Annotated in this window: 19 protein-coding genes; 14 read left to right on the plus strand and 5 right to left on the minus strand. The window is 52.6% G+C overall.

Annotated features, from left to right (window positions below; all coding sequences use genetic code 11):
* Nucleotides 1–144: 144 nt before the first annotated feature.
* Both ABLU96_RS16400 and ABLU96_RS16405 read left to right on the plus strand, forming a co-directional pair.
* Nucleotides 145–1632 carry a sugar porter family MFS transporter gene (locus ABLU96_RS16400; protein WP_228291682.1) on the plus strand — a complete coding sequence of 496 codons (1488 nt, stop codon included), beginning with the start codon at nt 145–147 and terminating at the stop codon, nt 1630–1632.
* On the plus strand, nt 1629–2060 hold the full coding sequence (locus tag ABLU96_RS16405) for a PTS sugar transporter subunit IIA (protein ID WP_025108434.1): 432 nt from the start codon (nt 1629–1631) through the stop codon (nt 2058–2060). The genes ABLU96_RS16400 and ABLU96_RS16405 overlap by 4 nt, the downstream gene beginning before the upstream one ends.
* Before the next feature lie 61 nt (nt 2061–2121).
* Here ABLU96_RS16405 and ABLU96_RS16410 read toward each other — a convergent pair whose 3' ends face one another.
* On the minus strand, nt 2122–2274 hold the full coding sequence (locus tag ABLU96_RS16410; RefSeq protein WP_157835624.1) for a hypothetical protein: 153 nt from the start codon (nt 2272–2274) through the stop codon (nt 2122–2124).
* Nucleotides 2275–2456: 182 nt separating this feature from the next.
* Between ABLU96_RS16410 and ABLU96_RS16415 the strand changes: the two genes are divergently transcribed.
* Nucleotides 2457–3902, plus strand: coding sequence for an MFS transporter (locus tag ABLU96_RS16415; RefSeq protein WP_025108433.1), 1446 nt, complete (start codon nt 2457–2459; stop codon nt 3900–3902).
* A gap of 81 nt (nt 3903–3983) precedes the next feature.
* Here the strand turns inward: ABLU96_RS16415 and ABLU96_RS16420 are convergent, their stop codons facing one another.
* Nucleotides 3984–6035: a helix-turn-helix domain-containing protein gene (locus tag ABLU96_RS16420; RefSeq protein WP_157835623.1), complete on the minus strand. Its 2052-nt coding sequence runs from the start codon at nt 6033–6035 to the stop codon at nt 3984–3986.
* 105 nt (nt 6036–6140) lie between these two features.
* On the opposite strand from ABLU96_RS16420, the gene ABLU96_RS16425 reads away from it, so the two are divergent.
* From ABLU96_RS16425 to ABLU96_RS16435, 3 genes are read left to right on the plus strand one after another with little or no spacing between them, the layout of a single operon-like run.
* Entirely contained in the window at nt 6141–7400 is a 1260-nt protein-coding gene (locus tag ABLU96_RS16425; RefSeq protein ID WP_048262540.1) for an MFS transporter, read from the plus strand.
* Nucleotides 7401–7412: 12 nt separating this feature from the next.
* On the plus strand, nt 7413–8807 hold the full coding sequence (locus ABLU96_RS16430) for a M20 family metallopeptidase (RefSeq protein WP_064358149.1): 1395 nt from the start codon (nt 7413–7415) through the stop codon (nt 8805–8807).
* 55 nt (nt 8808–8862) lie between these two features.
* Nucleotides 8863–9939: a porin gene (locus ABLU96_RS16435; protein WP_048262544.1), complete on the plus strand. Its 1077-nt coding sequence runs from the start codon at nt 8863–8865 to the stop codon at nt 9937–9939.
* 252 nt (nt 9940–10191) lie between these two features.
* Here the strand turns inward: ABLU96_RS16435 and uraH are convergent, their stop codons facing one another.
* On the minus strand, nt 10192–10602 hold the full coding sequence (uraH, locus tag ABLU96_RS16440; RefSeq protein WP_064358150.1) for a hydroxyisourate hydrolase: 411 nt from the start codon (nt 10600–10602) through the stop codon (nt 10192–10194).
* A 238-nt stretch (nt 10603–10840) separates the two neighbouring features.
* Between uraH and ABLU96_RS16445 the strand changes: the two genes are divergently transcribed.
* Nucleotides 10841–11368, plus strand: coding sequence for a lipocalin family protein (locus tag ABLU96_RS16445; RefSeq protein ID WP_046877752.1), 528 nt, complete (start codon nt 10841–10843; stop codon nt 11366–11368).
* A 78-nt stretch (nt 11369–11446) separates the two neighbouring features.
* Here ABLU96_RS16445 and ABLU96_RS16450 read toward each other — a convergent pair whose 3' ends face one another.
* Nucleotides 11447–11941, minus strand: coding sequence for a hypothetical protein (locus tag ABLU96_RS16450; protein ID WP_014229779.1), 495 nt, complete (start codon nt 11939–11941; stop codon nt 11447–11449).
* Between the two features lie 233 nt (nt 11942–12174).
* Nucleotides 12175–13815 carry a phosphoenolpyruvate carboxykinase (ATP) gene (gene pckA / locus ABLU96_RS16455; RefSeq protein WP_014229780.1) on the minus strand — a complete coding sequence of 547 codons (1641 nt, stop codon included), beginning with the start codon at nt 13813–13815 and terminating at the stop codon, nt 12175–12177.
* Nucleotides 13816–14130: 315 nt separating this feature from the next.
* Here pckA and ABLU96_RS16460 point away from each other — a divergent pair, with 315 nt between their 5' ends.
* The 7 genes from ABLU96_RS16460 (at nt 14131) to ABLU96_RS16490 (ending at nt 20667) form a co-directional block, all read left to right on the plus strand.
* A complete protein-coding gene (locus ABLU96_RS16460; RefSeq protein WP_004851947.1) occupies nt 14131–15024 on the plus strand; it encodes a LysR substrate-binding domain-containing protein in 894 nt (297 codons plus the stop codon).
* A 59-nt stretch (nt 15025–15083) separates the two neighbouring features.
* On the plus strand, nt 15084–15770 hold the full coding sequence (locus ABLU96_RS16465) for an RluA family pseudouridine synthase (RefSeq protein ID WP_064405776.1): 687 nt from the start codon (nt 15084–15086) through the stop codon (nt 15768–15770).
* Nucleotides 15771–15948: 178 nt separating this feature from the next.
* On the plus strand, nt 15949–17037 hold the full coding sequence (locus tag ABLU96_RS16470; protein ID WP_048262569.1) for an ABC transporter ATP-binding protein: 1089 nt from the start codon (nt 15949–15951) through the stop codon (nt 17035–17037).
* Nucleotides 17030–17659, plus strand: coding sequence for an ABC transporter permease subunit (locus ABLU96_RS16475; RefSeq protein ID WP_048262552.1), 630 nt, complete (start codon nt 17030–17032; stop codon nt 17657–17659). The genes ABLU96_RS16470 and ABLU96_RS16475 overlap by 8 nt, the downstream gene beginning before the upstream one ends.
* Nucleotides 17659–18327: an ABC transporter permease gene (locus ABLU96_RS16480; RefSeq protein WP_014229784.1), complete on the plus strand. Its 669-nt coding sequence runs from the start codon at nt 17659–17661 to the stop codon at nt 18325–18327. The genes ABLU96_RS16475 and ABLU96_RS16480 overlap by 1 nt, the downstream gene beginning before the upstream one ends.
* A gap of 41 nt (nt 18328–18368) precedes the next feature.
* Nucleotides 18369–19268 (plus strand): ABC transporter substrate-binding protein, encoded by a 900-nt coding sequence (locus tag ABLU96_RS16485; RefSeq protein WP_014838787.1) that lies wholly within the window; start codon nt 18369–18371, stop codon nt 19266–19268.
* Between the two features lie 61 nt (nt 19269–19329).
* Nucleotides 19330–20667, plus strand: coding sequence for an LLM class flavin-dependent oxidoreductase (locus tag ABLU96_RS16490; RefSeq protein WP_086073790.1), 1338 nt, complete (start codon nt 19330–19332; stop codon nt 20665–20667).
* The last annotated feature ends 197 nt before the right edge of the window (nt 20668–20864 follow it).

Here is a 20864-nt window from a genome sequence, read left to right on the forward strand (position 1 = left end):
TTCATCATTAATCAAAAAGAAACCTCTTTGATCGGTTTTATTTAGCGCATAGCAATCGCGCTAAATAGTTGCACTAAGAACAAAAAATCATTTCATCCCGGCCGCGCTTCGCCAGGCGCACAGGCAGGCCGTGACGAGGATGGGATGACACGTTTTTATCTCGTGCCGTTAATCAAAACAAAAGGTATAAAAATGTCTCTTATTATGAATCTGAACCTACAGCAGAGAAAACGATTACACCAGATAACCCTGGTTGCGACATTTGGCGGCCTGCTATTCGGTTATGACACCGGCGTTATTAATGGCGCATTTTCCTCTCTGAAACAATATATGGCCCTGACCCCGACTACAGAAGGTCTGGTCATGAGCGTATTGCTGATCGGCGCCGCGTTAGGCAGCGTATTCGGGGGAAAATTCGCGGACTTCTTTGGCAGAAGAAAGTACCTGCTCTTTTTATCCTTCATCTTTTTCATCGGCGCATTAATGTCCGCTCTGGCGCCGGATATCACCGTACTGCTTATTTCACGTTTCATCCTCGGCTATGCCGTGGGTGGCGCTTCGGTGACCGCCCCCACCTTTATTTCCGAAGTGGCGCCAACCGAAATGCGCGGTAAACTAACCGGCTTAAACGAAGTCGCCATTGTTATCGGGCAGCTCGCCGCATTTGCCATCAACGCCATTATTGGCATCCTCTGGGGCCATCTCCCCGACGTCTGGCGCTATATGCTGATGGTGCAGACCATTCCCGCCATCTGCCTGTTTATCGGTATGCTGCGATCGCCGGAAAGCCCGCGCTGGCTGATCAGTAAAAACCGTCATGAAGAAGCGCTGGAAATATTAAAGCAAATCCGCCCTCTGGAACGCGCAACCAAAGAATTCAACGATATCACCACCTTAATTAAGGCCGAAGCGGACAAAAAGCTTCATTCGCAGAACGCCTTTGTCACCATTCTCCAGACGCCATGGATTTTCAAACTCCTGCTGGTGGGCGTCATTTGGGCGGCGCTGCAGCAGACCACCGGGGTCAACGTCATTATGTACTACGGTACTGAGATCCTCAGCAGCGCCGGATTCTCAGAAAGAACCTCCCTCATCTGCAACGTACTCAATGGCGTGTTCTCCGTCGGCGGCATGTTATTTGGCGTGCTGTACCTCGTCGATCGTTTTAAACGTAAAACCATCATTATTTATGGTTTCGCGATCATGGCCACCCTGCACCTTATCATTGCCGGCGTAGACTACACGCTGGTCGGCGACGTCAAAGCCACGGCCATCTGGCTGCTCGGCGCGATGTTCGTTGGCGTTATGCAGGGAACGATGGGCTTTATCACCTGGGTGGTGCTGGCTGAGCTGTTCCCGCTCAAGTTCCGCGGACTGTCGATGGGCATATCGGTATTTTTCATGTGGGTGATGAATGCCATCGTCAGCTATTTGTTCCCATTATTGCAGGCCAAGCTCGGGTTAGGTCCGGTATTCCTGATTTTTGCCGCGATTAACTACCTGGCGATTGTTTTTGTCATCGCGGCGCTGCCTGAAACGTCCAATAAATCGCTGGAGCAGCTGGAAGAGGAGCTTTCAGCAAATAAATCTGCAGCGGGATTCAATACGGCCACCAAGGAAAACGGATTATGATCGATACTATTACGCAGGATAATCTCCATCTGTCGTGCCGGGCGAAAAATAAAGCAGAAGTCCTGGCCATGATTGGCGCTGAATTTAAATCTAAAGGCTATGTCAGTGAAGATTGCGTTACTTTTCTTGCTGAAAGAGAGCGTCAGGTCTCCACCTTTTTAGGCAATGGCATTACGCTGCCGCACCTGCCTAAATCAGCAACCAATATCATTGCTAAAACCGGGGTTGAAATTTATCAGTTCCCCGATGGCGTTATCTGGGACAGAAGTAATGTCATGTTCATTGCCATTGGCGTGATTGCCAAAGAAAGTGAGCATATTGATGTACTGAGAGAAGTTGCTTCTATTTTTAGTGATGAAATTATCGCCAAGGCGCTATCATTAATCTCCAGCAAGCAGGATTTCCTGCGGATCCTGCAACAAAACTGAGGGTGGAGGATATATTTGATACGAACAGAAATTGAGTGTCGTAGCCAACCCCAATGATTCATCACCGGTCAAAACGCTTAGTATATCCATGTAATCCCTGTAAAAAGCCTGCTCGCGAGCAGGCTTTTTTACTGACGTTGACCAAACCAAATACGCTTATCAGGGCCATCCCACCCAAAATCATCTTCCGCGCTGAACCGATATCAATATTCATATAATTTACCTTGGTGATGGTAACGGATTGGTATCTATAAAACGCGTACATTCATTGCCCAATATCAAGATTTATATAACAGGGATTAAAAATGAGTTCTCAGCAAATTTACTTATTTGGTATAACAACTTCCCATCTTGTCACACCTTTACCACGTCGTAGCGAATCGCTGAGGACGGTATATGGCTTTAACAGATTCATCGCGGGACGAAACGCCCCGGCAGGAACGCTCTGGCTCAGGGAGGATTTCGGGGCTAGCGCTGCTGGTTGCCAGCGCATTTTTTATGGAGTTTCTTGATGGAACGGTGATTGCTACTGCTCTGCCGGATATGGCAAAGGCGTTTGGCGTCACAGCGATAGACCTTAATATTGGTATCAGCGCCTATCTATTAACTCTGGCTGTGCTGATCCCGGCCAACGGCTGGGTTGCGGAGCGTTTTGGCGCACGAAACGTCTTTACTCTGGCACTGTGCATTTTTACGCTTTCATCCCTGCTATGCGGTCTGACCCATAATGTGACTGAGTTCGTTCTGATGCGTATCCTTCAGGGGATTGGCGGCGCGATGATGGTTCCTGTAGGACGTCTGGTCGTTCTGCGCACCACCCCGAAAGATCGGCTTATTAAGGCCATTGCCACGCTAACCTGGCCCGCGCTGGTGGCCCCCATCATTGGGCCGCCGCTTGGTGGATTTATTACCACCTACGCCAGCTGGCACTGGATCTTCTTTCTCAACGTCCCCCTGGGGCTGATCGCCATTGTACTATCATTGCAGATGATGCCAAACCAATCGGCTAACGAACGCAGACCGTTTGATTTTACAGGATTTGTCGCCACTGGCGTAACGATGCTGTGCCTGGTTGCAGGGCTGGAAATGCTCAGCCAACAAAACGTTAGCCTGATCGGGGCGGCAGTAACCATTACTGTTGGCTTCGCTACCCTGGTCTGGAGTATTCATCATCTTTTGACCAGTAAAACGCCGCTGATTGGCCTGTCATCGCTCTCAGTCCCCTCATTTCGCATCAGCATGCGCGGAGGATTTATCCTTCGTGCGACGATTAGCTCAGCCCCCTTTATGCTGCCTCTGATGTTTCAGGTTGGTTTCGGAATGAACGCGTTTGAAGCCGGCTCGATGGTACTGGCCGTTTTTGCAGGCAACCTGGCGATGAAACCCGCTACAACGCCGCTAATTCGCTATTTTGGCTTCCGTAAGCTGCTTATCGGTAACGGTGTCGCCTGCGTATTGACGCTGTTACTCTGCGCACTGCTAACGCCTGACTCGCCGCATCTGATAACGCTGGTGCTGTTGTTCCTCGGCGGATTAAGCCGTTCCATGCAGTTCACCGGTATCAGTTCACTGGCCTTCGCTGAAGTTCCGTCACAGGAGATGAGCTCAGCCAATACGCTGTTCAGTACTTCACTTCAGCTCGCCAGCGGACTGGGAGTGACAATGGGAGCGCTAAGTATTCGCATGGGCAGCATCCTCAGTGAGGATCTTGGTTACGCCACTGTTCCTGGAATGGGGTTTCGCCTGGGATTTGTCGTCATCGCGATTATCACTGCGCTCGGAGTGTATGATATGACGCGGCTTGCGCCGAATGCGGGTATCAACGTCTCACAGAAAAAATAGCTTAACGCCGGTCAGCCGATTGCTTTTCATTGCGTGCTCGCTCAACGACAGGATGCATTACAATCAGTTACCGGCTACCATTTAACTAAGATAAAACCGACTCATATGGCACGTCAGGGCAATCATAATAAATTCGTCTGCATTATTGAGGCTTAAACCGGTTAGCGTTTCGAACTTCTTAATCCGTTGATACAGCGTATTGACGTGAATGCCCATCTCCTCTGCAGTATTCACTGCGGACTGCCTGTTTTTTAAAAAACAGATAATCGTCACCAACAATATACCAGGTTTGTTATTCTCTTCCAGCACAGGTGAAAACAGATCCAGGATAAAGTCTTTTAGTTCCTCAGGGGTATGTTTTATAAACAAGCGATCAATACCTGAATGACGAAAACTCATTACGCCACTTTTATTTCTGGTTTTAAGAACATCAAGCGCAGTATTAGCTTGTTTAATGCTGGTGATAACCTCCTGGCGTCGCAGAACTGAACTCACCCCCACTTTATAAAGCTTGTCCTGCTGATAGCGCGCGATTACTTTTTCCTCAAGAGCGAAAAGCTTTTGCTCATTCATATCAAATATGATTAACGTTATCACGTCAGCGTCAAAATAATGAAAAACGTTTTTCAATGCGAAGTCTCTGGTGAGAACGTTGATTGTCGACAAATAGTGTATTTCATCGCTGGTCACTTGTGGTGCTGTTAGCTTAATGCACAGTACTGATTTATGGAGAACGATGCCCCTGCGGGCAAATGATATTTCACTTTCTGCCGTCAATCCAATCACCATAATCTCAGCGATAAGATCCAGATTCTTTTTATTCTCCAGCGCAACAGAACCCGCCTGCTTGACGATCTCCATTATCACAAACTCTTTTAGTCTGGAGATAATCGATGATACATGTTCATTTAAGTCCGGGTTTCGCATGATAAAAAAGGCGAGCAAGCGCCCCTCATTTTCAAGAGGAAGCAGACAATAGTCTCTACCGCCCACAATGATTGTCGACACATTTTTTTCGCCAGCAGAGGCGCGCAAGTGACTCCACGTCAATGCACTAAGCGATTCACTTAAACTCTGGTTTCCCAGTACATCCAGATAGTTAAGATCCAAAGAGAGATGTGAAGCGATCGCCGCGATAAAATCACCTAGTCTATTGTATTTAATAGACAATGAGACCATCAAATTATAAAAATCCACGCTCGCGTTCAGCAACGTGTTTTGCGCCTGCAGCTGATTGCGTAGGTCTTCAACGACCCGCAGACTTTCCGTGCGTTCATCATAGAGACGAGCATTGCGCCAGGCCAGCGCCACCTGCGATGAATAGGTTTCGAGTAGCGATTTTGCTAAAGAGTTAAATACAAACTGTCGGCTAAATGAAAGCATAGTCAATGTGCCATAGCATGCCGACTGATCGTATACCGGGACGCAAATAAGCGAAGTTGCCAGCGGGTTATCTTTAAGTATTTCATCACGCAAGGAAGAGCTTGCCGTAAAGCTGTGGTTAATTTCTTCCCGTGAGTTTAAGACCGCCGTCTGCATTGATTTAAACACTTTACCGGATATCGATTCATGCAGACCTACAATATAATCATAATAATTATTTTTAAATCCTGTCATTGCAACCGGAACCAGCCGGTCGCTTTTATCATCATAAATACGAAAGATTGCCGCATCGCTATATGCAATAGTCTTCAGCGCGCCGTCAATAACATGCTGCGTAACAACCTCATGCGAAAGCCCGGAGGCGAGATGCCAGGTATTGTCGCTAATCTTCGTGAACATCGTATTTTGATAATTAATTACTTCAGTTAAAAGTAGTATTTTCACTTCACTGAGAAATACTCTGACATTTTCTTCACTTAGTAGCGCGTGTTCCGTCCGGATGGCAATACGCAATGATTCAATATGCAGGCAAATAATATTAATCACCATGCAATCACCATCCCTTTCACGAATTAATATGTACGATTCATTTTTATCTTCAAAACCGGACGTATCTCCCGCCATTAGCGAGTCGTAACGTAAATCGGAATGTTCAATATGCACATTCGACTGTGGAAAATACCGTACAGACACAACACTCAAGGATTTACGTAATGAGTCAGAATTATTATCAAATGTAGGATTGTACATAAAAATCATCTCTTGAGTGTATGGTTACACATAGATATTTATCATCACTTCTGTAAGGGTAGCAAGGACAAAATCACATCATCTCATGTCTTATGAGGGAACTTTATGCTCAGTGCTACATTTAAGAATAAAAACAATTTGATAATCCTGATATTGTTTCTGTGTTGGGTCGTAGGGTTTATCGATAAAGCCGCTATTAATATTGCGATCATTCCAATTTCTGCTGATTTTGGACTGGGAAGTGAACAAACCGGTATGGTCATCAGCGGTTTTTTCCTTGCCTATTCGCTCACCCAGCTTATTGGCGGCTACCTTGTTGACCGGATGGGCAGTAAAACCATCTTAACCGGTGCGGTTGCCCTGTGGTCCGTTGCCACCGCTATGGGCGGAATGGCAAGCAGCGTTTTCACGCTGGCAGTTACGCGTTTTTTTGTCGGAATGGGGGAAGCGGTTTTCCCTGCAGGAAGCTCCGTTGTCATCGCCCAAAGGTTTGAAAGAAGCAAAATGGCGCGCGCTAAATCATTTCTGCAATCTGGCGCATCGGTCGGGTTCGCCGTTGGCTCGGTGGTCGTATCTACGCTGATTACCTGGTACAACTGGCGAATCATGTTCTTTGTTTTGGGTATCGCTGGCCTGATTCTGGCTTTCTGCCTGTGGTGCGTCCTGCGCTCCAGCGCCCCGGACACCGCTGGCGTTACGATGCCACAGCCATCCGCAGCGCACGGTAGCATCCCCGAAAAGCAGCGTTTGTTGAATATTATTCGCCGCCCATTAACATGGCAAATCGCCGCCTGCTACTTCTTTACCAATATTGTATTCTGGGGTTTGCAGTCCTGGCTGCCATCCTATTGGGTGAAAGTCAAAGGGATGAGCATGGTATCCATGGGCGCATGGTCAATGCTGCCGCCGGCCCTGGGCTTTGCCTCATTTTTGTTTTGTGGGTGGCTGCTCGACAGGTATTTTCAGGGTCGCGAAAAATACCTGATTGCGATTGGCTCTTCTGTCTCAGCGCTGTTCATCTGGCTGATGTTTAACGCCTCTTCCGTGCCGATTGCCTTTGCCTGGCTTTCGCTATCTAACATATTCCTTAACGCCATCAGCATCAGCGTGTTCGTTACCATCATCAAACAATTTCCAAAGGCCTCAGTAGGTACCGCAACGGGGTTTATTAACTCAATTGCGCAGATAGGTTCCTTCTTATCGCCGCTTATGATCGGATACTTACTGAAGCTGACCCAACAAAACTACGCCACCGCTTTCCTGTCGATCATTGCCTGCGCGGTCATCACCTGCCTGATCGCACTGTCCATTACTCATTCTACTGGCGCGGCTCAGGCCGAAGCGACATCTAATGTATCCCAATAAAAGAGAGAAACGATGAACTACTTATCGATTATTGAACGTACGATTGAACAACAACGTGAACGTATTACCGCCGTTAGCGACAAGATCTGGGAATTTGCCGAAGTGCGCTATGAAGAAGCGCAGTCTGCTGAACTGATGGCGCAAGCGCTTGAAGACAATGGCTTTCAGGTCACACGAAAGGCTGGCGGCATCGATACGGCGTTTGTCGCCACCTACGGCAGCGGCGAACCGGTCATTGCTTTTCTCGGCGAATATGACGCCCTGCCCTCATTAAGCCAGCAGGCCAATTGCGATATTTTTTCTCCCGTCGTCGCTGCGGGAAACGGCCACGGCTGCGGGCATAACCTTCTTGGCGCAGGTGCGCTGGCAGCTGCGCTAGCGACCAAAGCCTGTATGCAAGAACTCGGCCTGGCGGGAACGGTGAAATACTTTGGCTGCCCGGCTGAAGAAGGCGGCGGCGGCAAGGCCTATATGGCGCGTGCCGGGCTGTTTGACGGTGTTGACGTCGCGTTCACCTGGCACCCGTGGGACGAGAATCTGGCCTACAACGCCAGAATGCTTGCGACTAACCAGGTGAAATATCTGTTTAAAGGCAAAAGCACCCACGCAGCATTCAGTCCGCACATGGGGCGCAGCGCGCTTGACGGCGTTGAGCTGATGAACGTTGGGGCCAATTTCCTGCGTGAACATATTATTCCTGAAGCGCGGCTCCACTACGCCATCACCAACGCGGGTGGCAACGCGCCAAACGTGGTGCAGTCTGAGGCCCATGTTCTGTACAAAGTACGCTCACCCAAAATGCAGGAAGTTCGAGAAATCACTCAGCGCGTTGACGATGTCGCTCGCGGCGCGGCGCTGATGACCGGAACGGAAGTCACCATTGAATTTGATGCGGCCTCGGCCGATCTTATCCCTAACGTCACCCTCGCCAGCGTAATGAACGAAGAGTTGCTCAAAACTGGCCCGGTCACCTTTAGCCCTGAAGAAAAAGCCTTCGCCCAGGCGATACAAGAGACCTTTTCTGAGGAAGAAAAGCGCAAAGTCGCCAAAAGGGGCCGCACGCTATCCGAAGACATCACGCCGTTTCGCCAGGAACCTGATTTCCTCAATGGCTCAACGGACGTTGGTGACGTGAGCTGGCTGCTGCCTGTCGGCCAGGTCTATATCACCACCTGCGCCTGGGGCACACCACCGCACTCATGGCAGATGGTTACCCAGGGAAAAACCTCCTACGCCCACAAGGGGCTGCTGCTGGCTGGTCGTGTGATGGCCGCCTCGGCAATTCGCGTTCTCACCACCCCAGCGATCATTTCACAAGCGAAGGAAGAACACCTTGAGCAAAGAGACCACGAAGAGTACCGCTCGCTAATTCCTCAAGACGCAAGGCCACGCTCACTAAACAGATAACTAATGCAAAGGCGGTTCCATACCGCCTTTATTCTAAAATGATGAGGCGCTAAAAATGAAAATGTATAAAAACACACTGCTTGCGGTGGTTATTCTTACGTCCGCAGCAGCCCCTGCGGCAGAAATATATAATAAGGATGGCAATAAATTAGATCTATATGGTAGCATTCGTGCTCGCCACTATTTTAGCGATGATACAACCATTGATGGCGATAATACCTATTTCAGATTAGGTATTAAGGGCATGACTAAAATTAATGACGAGCTCACCGGCTTTGGTCAATGGGAATATAATATTCAGGGAAATCGCGCGGAATCTGACGGTTCAGACGGTACCAAAACCCGCTATGCTTATGCCGGGTTAAAATACGCTGACCTGGGTTCCATCGACTATGGAAGAAATTCCGGCGTGCTCTATGACGTCGCCAGCATAACCGACTATGCGCCAATCTTTGACATCATGACCGATAGCTATACCGATGGCTTTCTTACGGGCAGAGCCAACGGGCTGTTAACCTGGCGTAACACCAACTTCTTCGGCCTGAACGATAACCTTAAATTCGCTCTGCAATATCAGGGAAAGAACGGATCCGGGAGTAACAATAGCAGCCGTTCAGTCTATGGTTCTAACGGTGATGGCGCAGGCGCATCGGTTAGCTACGATTTCGACTGGGGCGGCTCTCTGCTGGCCGCTTACGGCAACTCACGACGCACGGCGGAACAGGAGGCTTTGGCCTACGGTGGTGGTAAGCACGCGGAAATGTGGGCTACCGGTTTTAAATACGATTCTGGCAGTCTTTATGCGGCGGTAAAATATTCTCAAGGATATAATATTACACCTATCAAAAATTATGGCTATGCGAATAAAAGTGAAAACTTCGAAGTTTATACCCGCTATGTTTTTGATAACGGCATTATTCCCGGCATTGGTTGGTTCCAGTCGCGAGGAAAAGATATCGAGAATAGCGGTGATATCTATTTAATGAAATATCTCGATATTAACCTGTCCTGGTTCCTGAACAAGAATTTCTTTACCTATGTCGATTACAAAATAAATCAGCTGGATAAAAATACGCCTTTCAGTATTTCGACCGACGACACTTTTGGCGTTGGCATGACCTGGCAGTTTTAATATCCAGCCGCCACGCAAGCAGGTCCGGTCAACGAGCCCAGACCTGTTTCTGGTTTTTAATGTGCAAGATCTTCTGCGCCATAATCCCCGACAGGGGATGCGGTTGATAGCACGCTTCCAGATAATAATCCAGAGAAGAGGATTTTTAAGGATCCTCCAGCAGAATCACTCAGCACGGCTATCTCCCGATAGTCGCCCGATAAAAGCCTGCTTGCGCGCAGGCTTTTTGCTTATTCAGAATGGACGTAGCGATTAGCTGCCTTTATAGGTGGAGTAACCATACTGGCTGAGCAGCAGTGGAATATGCAGCTTTTCATTGGTGCGCGTGACGGTGAAGAGAACCGGGATCTCCGGGAAAAACGAGGCCAGTTTCTGTTTGCTGAAGTCATCGCCGGTTTTGAAGGTCACTTTATAAATCCCCGGCTGCATATCCCCTTCAGCTGGATAGAGCGATTTAATACGACCATCGTTGTCGGTGACGCTGGTGGCCAGCGCTGTCCATTTATTCGCCTGCTGTTTTTCAAGGGTGACCGTCACGCCCGATGAAGGCAGACCCGTCTGCTGATTGAGAATATGCACGCTGAGCGTCCCGACGGGGGCGCTAAATGCGGCTGGAGCGACAGACATAGCAGATAACAAAATCAAACTGGATAATTTTTTCACGATGTTTTCCCGTTGTGAATAATAACGTTCAAACGTTAGCACCTGGGCCGCTAAAATATATTCAACTTTTTGTGATAATCACCTTAACGGAAGCAGGACGAGGAAAATAGCGAGCAGGGCAACAGCCCATTCGAAGTGATAGAATTATCTGAATATAAGGTGCATCCCTGGGGCGTGAATAAAGGCCCGCGCGCTTGCGCTATACTTATTTTCCTCCGCGTTCACAAAAGGAATTCACATGAAGATATGGCCAGTTCTGACGGGTGTGGCTATCGCCCTGACGCTTGTCGCCTGTAAATCCCCCACTCCGCCCAAGGGGGTCCAGCCGATAAATAACTTTGACGCAAGCCGTTATCTGGGGAAATGGTATGAGGTTGCCCGGCTCGAAAATCGTTTTGAACGCGGCCTGGAGCGGGTTACCGCAACGTATGGTCAGCGCAGCGATGGCGGCATCAGCGTGGTTAACCGCGGTTACGATCCGCGGAAACAGAAATGGAGCGAGAGCGAAGGTAAAGCGTATTTTACCGCGGTGCCAACCACCGCCGCGCTGAAAGTCTCCTTCTTTGGCCCGTTTTACGGCGGCTACAACGTGATCGCCCTGGATAGCCAGTATCAGTATGCGCTGGTCAGCGGTCCCGATCGCGGCTATCTGTGGATCCTGTCGCGCACGCCGACCATCCCGGAATCCATTAAGCAGGAGTATCTGCGCATCGCGCGGGATCTCGGCTTCCCGGTAGAAAAATTAGTCTGGGTGAACCACGGGTAACAGGCTGAATCCACACTATCTTCAGCGAACCAACGAGCTGAAGATAGTGTGGCGATAAGGCTGGAAGACGATAAATAATTAGTGCGATGACGGCTGGCTGGAGTCGGCCGCCTCTTCTGCAGTTTTAGCGGGAGCGATACTCTCTTTAATCTCTTTGGTTTTATTCGCCGCATCGTTGGCCAGGTTATTGGCATCAACAATCGCGCTGTCTTTAATTTTTCCCGCTTCCTGCACGATTTGGTCGCTTTTCTGCCGGGCATCCTGCTTCACGGCATCAGCCTGGGCCTGGGCTTGCTGAGCAATAGCTTCCGCTTTTTTATCCGCTTCCGCCTTGATGCTGGAGGCCTGGCTGCTGAGATTGTTCGCCTCGTCCGCCGCCTGTTTTTTTATCGCATCAATGTGTTTATCCGCTTCATCCTTAATTGCTTCGGCTTTATCGGACGCCGCCTCTTTAATTTGCTGCGCGTTATCTTTTGCTTTATCCAGATTTGCATCAACTTTTGATGAATCATCACAGCCGGCGAGAATTAAGCAAACGGCAGAAGCGATCAGCGTTTTACTCCAGAGTTTCATAGTCATTCCTTTATTTATTAATATCAGCGTATCGGGGAAGTCATCGCCGCAGGGTTGCCAGGATAATTCTCATAACAATGATGTCATGAAATTATTTAGCCCCAATACTTAGCCCTGCATCCCTTTATTTATAATCGCTAACCAGGCAGAGTCAAGTTCCTGCGCCACTCCCCCGGCGAGGGCTGACGTAAAAAACCCGGGCGGCTGCCCGGGTTGGTCACTGAAAAAAGAGTTTAGGCGGTGACGGCTGATTTTGTCAGCGTTGGGCCGGCTAACGCCAGCCGCGCGCCGGCATCGGTATCGGTATATTGCTTAAAGTTATCCATAAACAGTTGCGCCAGACTCTCGGCCTTCTCCTGCCATTTGTCGGCAGAAGGCCAGCCGCTACGCGGGTCAAGCAGCGCGCTGTCCACGCCAGGCACGCTTTGCGGGATAGCGAGACCGAATACCGGTACCGTTTCTTCGCGAAGCTCGCCGGTGGTCCCGTTTAAAATCGCGCTGATGATATTGCGCGTGTCGCGCAGCGAAAGGCGCTTGCCTTCGCCGTTCCAGCCGGTGTTAACCAGCCAGGCCTCGGCGCCGGCCTCCGCCATTTTGGCCGCCAGAACGCTGGCGTACTGCGTCGGGTGCAGCAGCAGGAACGCCGCGCCGTAGCAGGCAGAGAACGTTGGCGTGGGCTGAGTAATGCCGCGTTCGGTACCGGCCAGCTTCGAGGTAAAGCCAGACAGGAAGTGATACTGCATCTGCTCGGTCGTCAGACGGGATACCGGCGGCAGGACGCCAAAGGCATCGGCGGCAAGGAAAATCACCTTCGACGGATGGCCCGCGCGCGACACCGGTTTCACGATGTTTTCAATATGCGATAGCGGATAAGAGACGCGGGTATTTTCGGTCTTGCTGCCATCGGCGTAATCCACGCTGCCATCGGCTCTGACCACCACGTTTTCCAGCAGCGCGTTACGACGAATCGCGCGATAGATTTCCGGCTCGGCCTGCGGGTCAAGATTAATCGTCTTGGCATAGCAGCCGCCTTCGAAGTTGAACACGCCGTCATCATCCCAGCCGTGCTCGTCATCGCCGATCAGCTGACGTAGCGGATCGGTGGAAAGCGTGGTCTTACCGGTGCCGGAAAGACCGAAGAACAGGGCCACGTCCCCCGCTTCACCGCGGTTCGCCGAGCAGTGCATCGAGGCGATGCCCTGCTGCGGGAGCAGATAGTTCATCACCGAGAAGAGGCCTTTTTTCATCTCGCCGCCGTACCAGGTGCCGCCGATAAGCTGAATTTTTTCGCTCAGGTTAAACGCGACAAAGTTCTCGGAGTTGAGCCCCTGCTCCTGCCATTTATCGTTGGTGCAGCCCGCGCCGTTGAGGACGACGAAGTCCGGCGTAAATTCAGCCAGCTCCTCTGCGCTCGGCGCAATAAACATGTTTTTGACAAAGTGCGCCTGCCAGGCCACTTCGGTGACGAAGCGGACGCCCAGGCGCGTTGCCGGGCTGGCGCCGCACCACGCATCAACGACATATAATTTCTTGCCGCTCAGCTGTCCGGCGACCAGCGCCTTCAGATCTGCCCATATCTCGGTGGATAGCGGCTTATTGTCGTTGCGGCCAAGGCCGGAATCGGCCCACCAGACGGTGTCACGCGTCAGATCGTCCCTGACAATATATTTGTCGCGCGGCGAGCGCCCGGTAAAGATCCCGGTATCCACGGCAACGGCCCCGGACTCGGTCATGACGCCGCGCGCCGCGCCGGTTAATTCCGGGCTGGTTTCATGCGCAATCAGCAAGTCGTAATCGGGGTTATAAAACAGCTCGCTGCTCTCCTGAATACCGAGCGAAAGAAGAGCGTCTTTTACTGATTCAATACGTGACATGGCACTCCTGACAAACTATTGGCTGGATAAGATGCTATTAGGGTATTTCAACCTGTCAGCTAAGCGGATGGATTTATTTTAATAAAAAAACCATCGTGAAATTAAATAAACAGGATGAACAGACCAGAGCCGGCGATGTAAAATCGTGCTCGTGTAGGGTGTCGCCTGAACTTTAGAAATATCGTTTGCACGAATAAGTCATAAGCTAACTCTGCAAAAAATGTTAACACCTGTAGATAATTATGTTAATTGCATAGTTTCTATGCATCATGCTAAAATTGCATAGCTATTATTGCAGGGCAGAGGAACGGATCGGTGCTGGCGAATCTTGAAGTAAAATGGCTTTACGATGTGATTGCCCTTGAGGAATCCAGAAGCTTTACCCTGGCGGCAAAAAGCCGCAATATTTCCCAGTCCTCCTTCAGCCGCCGCATCCAGGCGCTCGAGGCGTCGCTGGGCTTCAGTATCTTCGACCGTTCGGCAAACCCGCTGCAGCTGACCAACCGCGGGAAGATTTTTGTCGGCTATGCGCGAAATATGCTCGACGACATGGACTTCCAGATTAGCCGAATTAAAGGGCTGAACAACACCACCCAGAAAATAAGAATCGACGCGGCGCCGTCGCTTTCCGTTTTATTACTTCCGGAAATCATCGCCGGTTATACCGACCGAAAGAATAAAACTTTTCATGTTGAATCGATTAACGTCAACGATGCAGTGTTCAACCTGAAAGAAGGCAAAAGTGATTTTATCCTGTCGTTTTATAATGAAGAGCTGATGAACTATCCGTTTATCAATCACAAAATTTTTGACTCGGCGCTGCACCTCGTTTCTCCCTGCGATAAACACGGCAGGCCGCTTTTTCATTTACACCGCGGGGTGCTGCCGCTGATGAAATACGCCAACGACAGCTATATGGGGCGCCAGGTGAATCAGGTGATCGACCGCAAGCCGGAGATCACCTTCTCGCTGACCTTTGTCTCCTCGATGAGCGAGCTATTAAAACGCATGATCCTCAACGGCGACGGCGTGGGCTGGCTGCCTCAGTACTCTATCAAGCGCGAGCTTGAGGAGGGCCGCCTGACGATTATGGATGAGAGCCTGTCGCTGCCGATCGGCGCCTATATTTACCGCTCCGGCGCGCGGCTCAACCAGTCAGCCGAGCGCTTCTGGCAGCATATTAAGTCTATGAATACCGTGACCGCATAACTCGCATGGCGGCGGGAAATTCGCTATCATCCGCATCCACTCCCTCTCCGTGCAGCCTGATGTCTACGATTATCGATACCTTTATCGCCCCGCCGTGCCACGCTGAAATCGACATCCTCTACGAGGATGACCATCTGCTGCTGATCGATAAACCCTCGGGCCTGCTGAGTCTGTCGGGGAAAAATCCGCGTAATCTCGACTCGGTGCATTATCGGCTGGTACAGCGGTTTCCCGGCTGCACTCTGGCGCATCGTCTTGATTTCGGCACCTCCGGACTGATGGTGATTGCGCGCAACAAGGCCATCAACGCCGCGCTCTGCCAGCAGTTCAGCCAGCGTGCGGTGAGCAAAGTCTACAGCGCGCTGCTGTGCGGGCATCTGGCGGATGATGAAGGAACCGTTGACGCTCCGATAGCCAAAGATCCGGCGCTGTTTCCGCTGATGACGATTTGCCCGCGCCGCGGCAAGCCTGCCCGCTCCGGCTATCGGGTGGTTGAGCGCCTGCGCTATCAAGGTAGCGTGCCGGTGACGCGGGTCCAGCTGACGCCGGAAACCGGCCGCACCCATCAGCTGCGTATCCACTGCCAGTGGCTTGGCCACCCTATTCTGGGCTGCGATCTGTACGGCGGTCTGTTGCTTCCGGGAACAGAACAGGCGCCGCGTCTGATGCTGCACGCCGGCGAACTGCATTTCGTGCATCCGGTTAGCGGAGAGCGGATCGATGCGATAAGCCCCAGCGGGTTTTAACTCTCCCGCTCACCAGCCCTTTTACCGAATCTCTCCCGCACGCTGATTGACGTCGACGCTTTAATTCGAATCGCGGCATTGCAAATGCAAATATCATATTTGCTCGTTAATCACCGCCTCTGTAGCTTGTGCTCTATTCATGCTTTTCATGAAAGAACATTCAGGGCGCAACGGCTTTATGATTAAACTCGATAATATTCGCAAGACCTACCCCGGCAGCGCGCATGCGGCTATTCGCGGCCTTAATCTGGTGATTAATAGCGGCGAACTGTGCACTTTCGTTGGCCCCAGCGGGTGCGGAAAAACAACCATTCTGCGGATGATTAATCAGCTGGATATTCCTGACGCCGGTGACGTATACGTTCAGGGCGTTAAGCTTGCCGCTGCCGATATTATTCAGGTGCGCCGCCAAATTGGCTTTGTCATGCAAAGCGCCGCCCTCTTTCCGCATCGTACGGTCGCGCAAAATATAGCCACGGTTCCGCGCCTTCTCGGCTGGAGCAAAAAGCATATCCAGGCGCGCATCGACGAATTAGTGGATTTGATGTCTCTCGACCGCAACGTCCTGCCCCGCTATCCGCACCAGCTTTCCGGCGGCCAGCAGGGGCGCGTAGCGATCGCCAGAGCGCTGGCCGCCGATCCGCCTATTCTCCTGATGGACGAACCATTCGCCGCCATCGACCCGGTGGTTCGCGAGCGCCTGCAGGACGAGCTGCTGTTGCTGCAACAGCGTCTGCGCAAAACGATCGTCCTGGTGACCCATGATATCAATGAAGCGATTCGCCTTGGCGATAGAATCGCTATCTTCCAGGAGGGCGGCGAGCTGGCGCAGTTCGCCACGCCTGACCATATTTTGTCGCATCCGGCCAGCGACTTTGTGCGCCGTTTTATCGGCCCCGAACCGAATCTGCAGCGGCTGGGGAGAATTCAGGTCGGACAGCTCCCACGCCATGACGTGCCGCTTATTGATGAGAGCCTCTCCCCCATCGCCAGCCCGCATCCGCCGGTCGCCAGTCCGCTGCGCCTGGTGCTGGACAAAAAACGGCGTCCGCTGAACTGGTTCGATCCGGTTAAGCGCCGCACGCTGCCGGTCGACGCGCCGCTGGCGGCCATCAACACGCTGCGCTTTGCCTACAGCGCACTGCTGGATGCGCCCGGCGGCGTAGTGGTTCATGTCGATACCGACGGTGAATATCAGGGCAGCATCTCCCACGCTCTGCTGCAGAACGTGCTGGAAGGCCGCGTGGATCTTCGCCGCTATGATTGACTGGCCGTGGATCCTCGACAACAAAATCATGATCGGTGAACTGCTCTGGCAGCATATACAGCTGGTGATCGTTTCGCTGTTTTTCGGCACCCTCTTCACCGGCGTATTGATTAGCCTGACGCTGCGCTGGCCCGCGGCCGCCCAGCCGCTGATCTACCTGTGCGGGATACTGTTCACCATCCCGTCTCTGGCGCTGTTTATTCTATTACTGCCGTTTACCGGACTGTCGCTGATGACCTCAATCATCGGCCTGACGCTCTACTCGCTGCTGATCCTGCTGCGCAACGTTATCGCCGGAATAGAGAAACTCCCGGCGACGGTGCTGGAGTCGGCGCGCGCGCTGGGCTATACCCGCTGGTTTCGTTTTGTCGATATAGAGCTGCATCTGCTGCTGCCCTCGCTGTTCGCCGGGTTACGCATCGCTTCGGTGACGCTGGTCGGGCTGGTGACGGTCACCGCCTTAATTGGCCAGGGCGGTCTCGGGCAGCTTCTGTTAGCCGGGTTTAACCAGAACTTTGTCACGCCTATCGCGGTCAGCCTGGTGCTCAGCGTTGCGCTATCTCTGCTGTTGGATTCGCTGATTGCCCGCGTCGGCTATTGGCTAACGCCGTGGGCCCGCTAATGGATATCTTGCAAGCAACATTTCACTGGTTATTACAACCGCAGCACTGGACAGGCGATGCGGGAATATTACTTCGCCTGCGCGAGCATCTTTATTATGTGCTGATCAGCATCGTCGTTGCCTCGGCGATTGCGCTGCCGCTGGGGATTATTCTCGGCTACTGGCGCAAGGGCGCGTTTGTGATTATTAATCTGTTTAATATTGGTCGCGCCATTCCCTCTTTAGGTTTAATTCTTTTATGCATTATTGTGTTTGGCTTTAATGATATTCCGGTCTTTACCGCGCTGGTGGCGATGTCGATTCCGCCGATCCTCACCAACGCCTGGGTTGGCATTTATCATGCCGACCGTCAGCTGTGCGATGCGGCAAAAGCGCTGGGCATGACGCCACTCCAGAGCCTGTGGCAGCTGCGGATACCGCTCGCCGCGCCGCTGATACTCGCCGGCCTGCGGACCGCGCTGGTACAGCTGATCGCGACCGCCGTCGTCGCCGCCTACGCCGGCCTTGGCGGCCTCGGGCGCTTTCTGATCGACGGACTTGGCCAGCGCGATATTCCCCAGGTCATTGCCGGTTCGCTAGTGGTATCGCTGCTGGCCATCGGCTGCGAGCTGCTTTTTTCATTACTCTCCCGGCGCATCGTTCCGGCGCCGGTCACGCAAATAAATTAATTTCCCAACAACAAAAAACCACCTGCAGGTAAAGAGGTATTATGAAGCAGCTATTTAGCATTTCCGCGTATCGTCGCCGCTTGCGTCTTTCGGTATTCACCGCGGGATTATTAAGCTTAAGTTTTAACGCCCTGGCGCAGGACGTCACCATTGGCGGAGCGAATTTCACCGAAAGTTCAATCCTTGCCAATATTTACGCCAGCGCGCTAAAGAAAAACGATATTGCGGTGAAAACCCGTCTTAATCTCGGTAATCGCGAGATTATTATTCCGGCGCTGCAGAGCGGCGAAATTGATATTGTTCCGGAATATCTCGGTGCCCTGCTGAACTATTATGACGGCAAAACGCTGGCTACCAGCCAGAGCGACGTTAGCGCTGAGTTAGCCAAAGCGCTGCCGGCGGACTTTACGCTGCTTACCCCCTCCCCGGCCTCGTCCATTACCGCCTGGGCCGTGCGCGCGGAAACGGCAAAAAAATATCACCTCAGCAAGCTTTCCGACCTGCAGCCCGTGGCACATCAGCTGACTATCGGCGGCCCGCCGGAATTCCCGGTGCGCGCCCTGGGCCTGCCGGGCCTTAAGCGCGTCTACGGGCTTGAATTTAAGGCGGTGAAATCTCTGGATATGGGCGGGCCGCTGACCCGTCTGGCGCTGAACTCCGGCAAAATCGACGTCGCCACGGTCGTCTCTACTCAGGGCAACCTCGCGAAAGAGGATTGGGTGGTCCTGGAGGATGATAAGCATGAGCAGCCGAGCCAGAACGTGGTGCCGCTGGTGCGCAAAGCCAGCCTGACGCCGAAAATCAGCGAAGTGCTCAATGAGGTCTCCGGCAAGCTGAACAACGCCGCGCTGATCGAACTTAACCAGCAGGTCGATCTGCAGCATAAAGATCCGGCGGCGGTGGCCGAACAGTGGGTCAAAACGCACCTCAACGGCAACTGATTGCCGCCATGCCAGGGAAGGCATCACCTCCAACTGAGCCGAGAAAATGCCAAATAATCCTATGATCCTGAACCTTTTCTTCTTCAATCCCCAGGGTGACTACCGCTTTTCCTGGCGTCACCCGCAGGCGCCGGAGAAGGAAATTTTCAGCCTCAAGTACTATGCCGATCTGGCCCGTAAAGCGGAGGCCGCGACGCTCGACGCCATTTTTATCGCCGACCATATCGCTATCTGGGACACGGTGCCCAGCGGCTTAACCCACTACGCTAACGCCCGGCTGGAGCCCATCACTCTCCTCTCGGCGCTGGCGGCGGTGACGGAACATATCGGCCTGATGGGCACGGCGTCCACCTCTTATAACGAGCCCTATAATCTCGCCCGCTATTTTGCCTCCCTCGATTTTCTCAGCAACGGGCGGGCCAGCTGGAATATCGTCACTTCATGGCTGGAGGAGGAGGCGGCCAACTTCGGCCTTGACCACCTGCCGCAGCACGGCAGCCGCTACCAGCGCGCCGGTGAGTTTATTGATGTGGTCACTCAGCTGTGGGACTCGTGGGAAGACGGCGCGGTGCGCTATGACAAAGCCAGCGGGCTGTTTGCCGATTCCAGCAAGGTGCATCATCTTGATTTCGCGGGCGAGTTCTTCCGCGTGCGCGGGCCGCTGAACGTCCCTCGCCCGCCGCAGGGGCACCCGGTCCTGGTGCAGGCCGGCTCGTCGGAGGCGGGTAAAAACCTCGCCGCCGCCTGGTCAGATATGCATTTTGTGTTTATCAAATCTATCGCTGAGGGGCTGGCCTACCGCGAAGAGATGAACCAGCGTTTGCGCAGCCACGGCCGGGATCCGGCGCATTTCAAAATCATCGCCGGCGTTTTACCGGTGGTGGTGAATTCAAACGCGGAAAAGGAAGAGCGCCAGCGGCTTAACGAGCAGCTAATGAGCGACCAGATGGCCATCGACCTGCTCTCTTCCTATCTGCGCATGGATTTATCCGCTTATCCCGTCGACCAACCGCTGCCGCCGCTGCCGGAGGAAGAGACCTTTGATGGGATCCGCACCGCCCTCAGGCTGATTCGTGATTACGATCCGCAGTTGACGATCCTGGCGTTGGGCAAGCTGCTGTTGCAAAGCTCCGATAGCTGGCTGCTCATCGGCAGCGCCGAGGAGATCGCCAGCGCGCTGACGGAAACCTGGCGCGCCGGCGCCGCCGATGGTTTTAACCTGATGTTCCCGCTGCTGCCGGGGGACTTCGACCGCTTCGTTGAGCAGGTAGTGCCGATTCTGCAGCGCAGCGGCGCGATGCGGGATCGCTATCCGACCGGCACGCTGCGCGAGAAGCTGGGTCTGCCGGTCGTCGAAAACCGCTTCGCCCGCGGGGATGGCAAACCGCTGGCTTCATAGCGCGGCTGTTCCCCGGTGGCGCTGCGCTGACCGGGCTACGGGTTCACAACCGTCTGCGGATCGGTAGCCCGGACAGGCGCAACGCGTCGCCTCCGGGGAAGGTGCGATGCCGGGTGCCTTGCTGCGGTTTTCTTCCCGGCTTGCGCTGCGCTTAGCCGGGCTACAGGTTCACAACCGTCTGCGGATCGGTAGCCCGG

The organism is Klebsiella sp. CN_Kp106, assembly GCF_040064575.1.
Classification (GTDB): domain Bacteria; phylum Pseudomonadota; class Gammaproteobacteria; order Enterobacterales; family Enterobacteriaceae; genus Klebsiella; species Klebsiella michiganensis.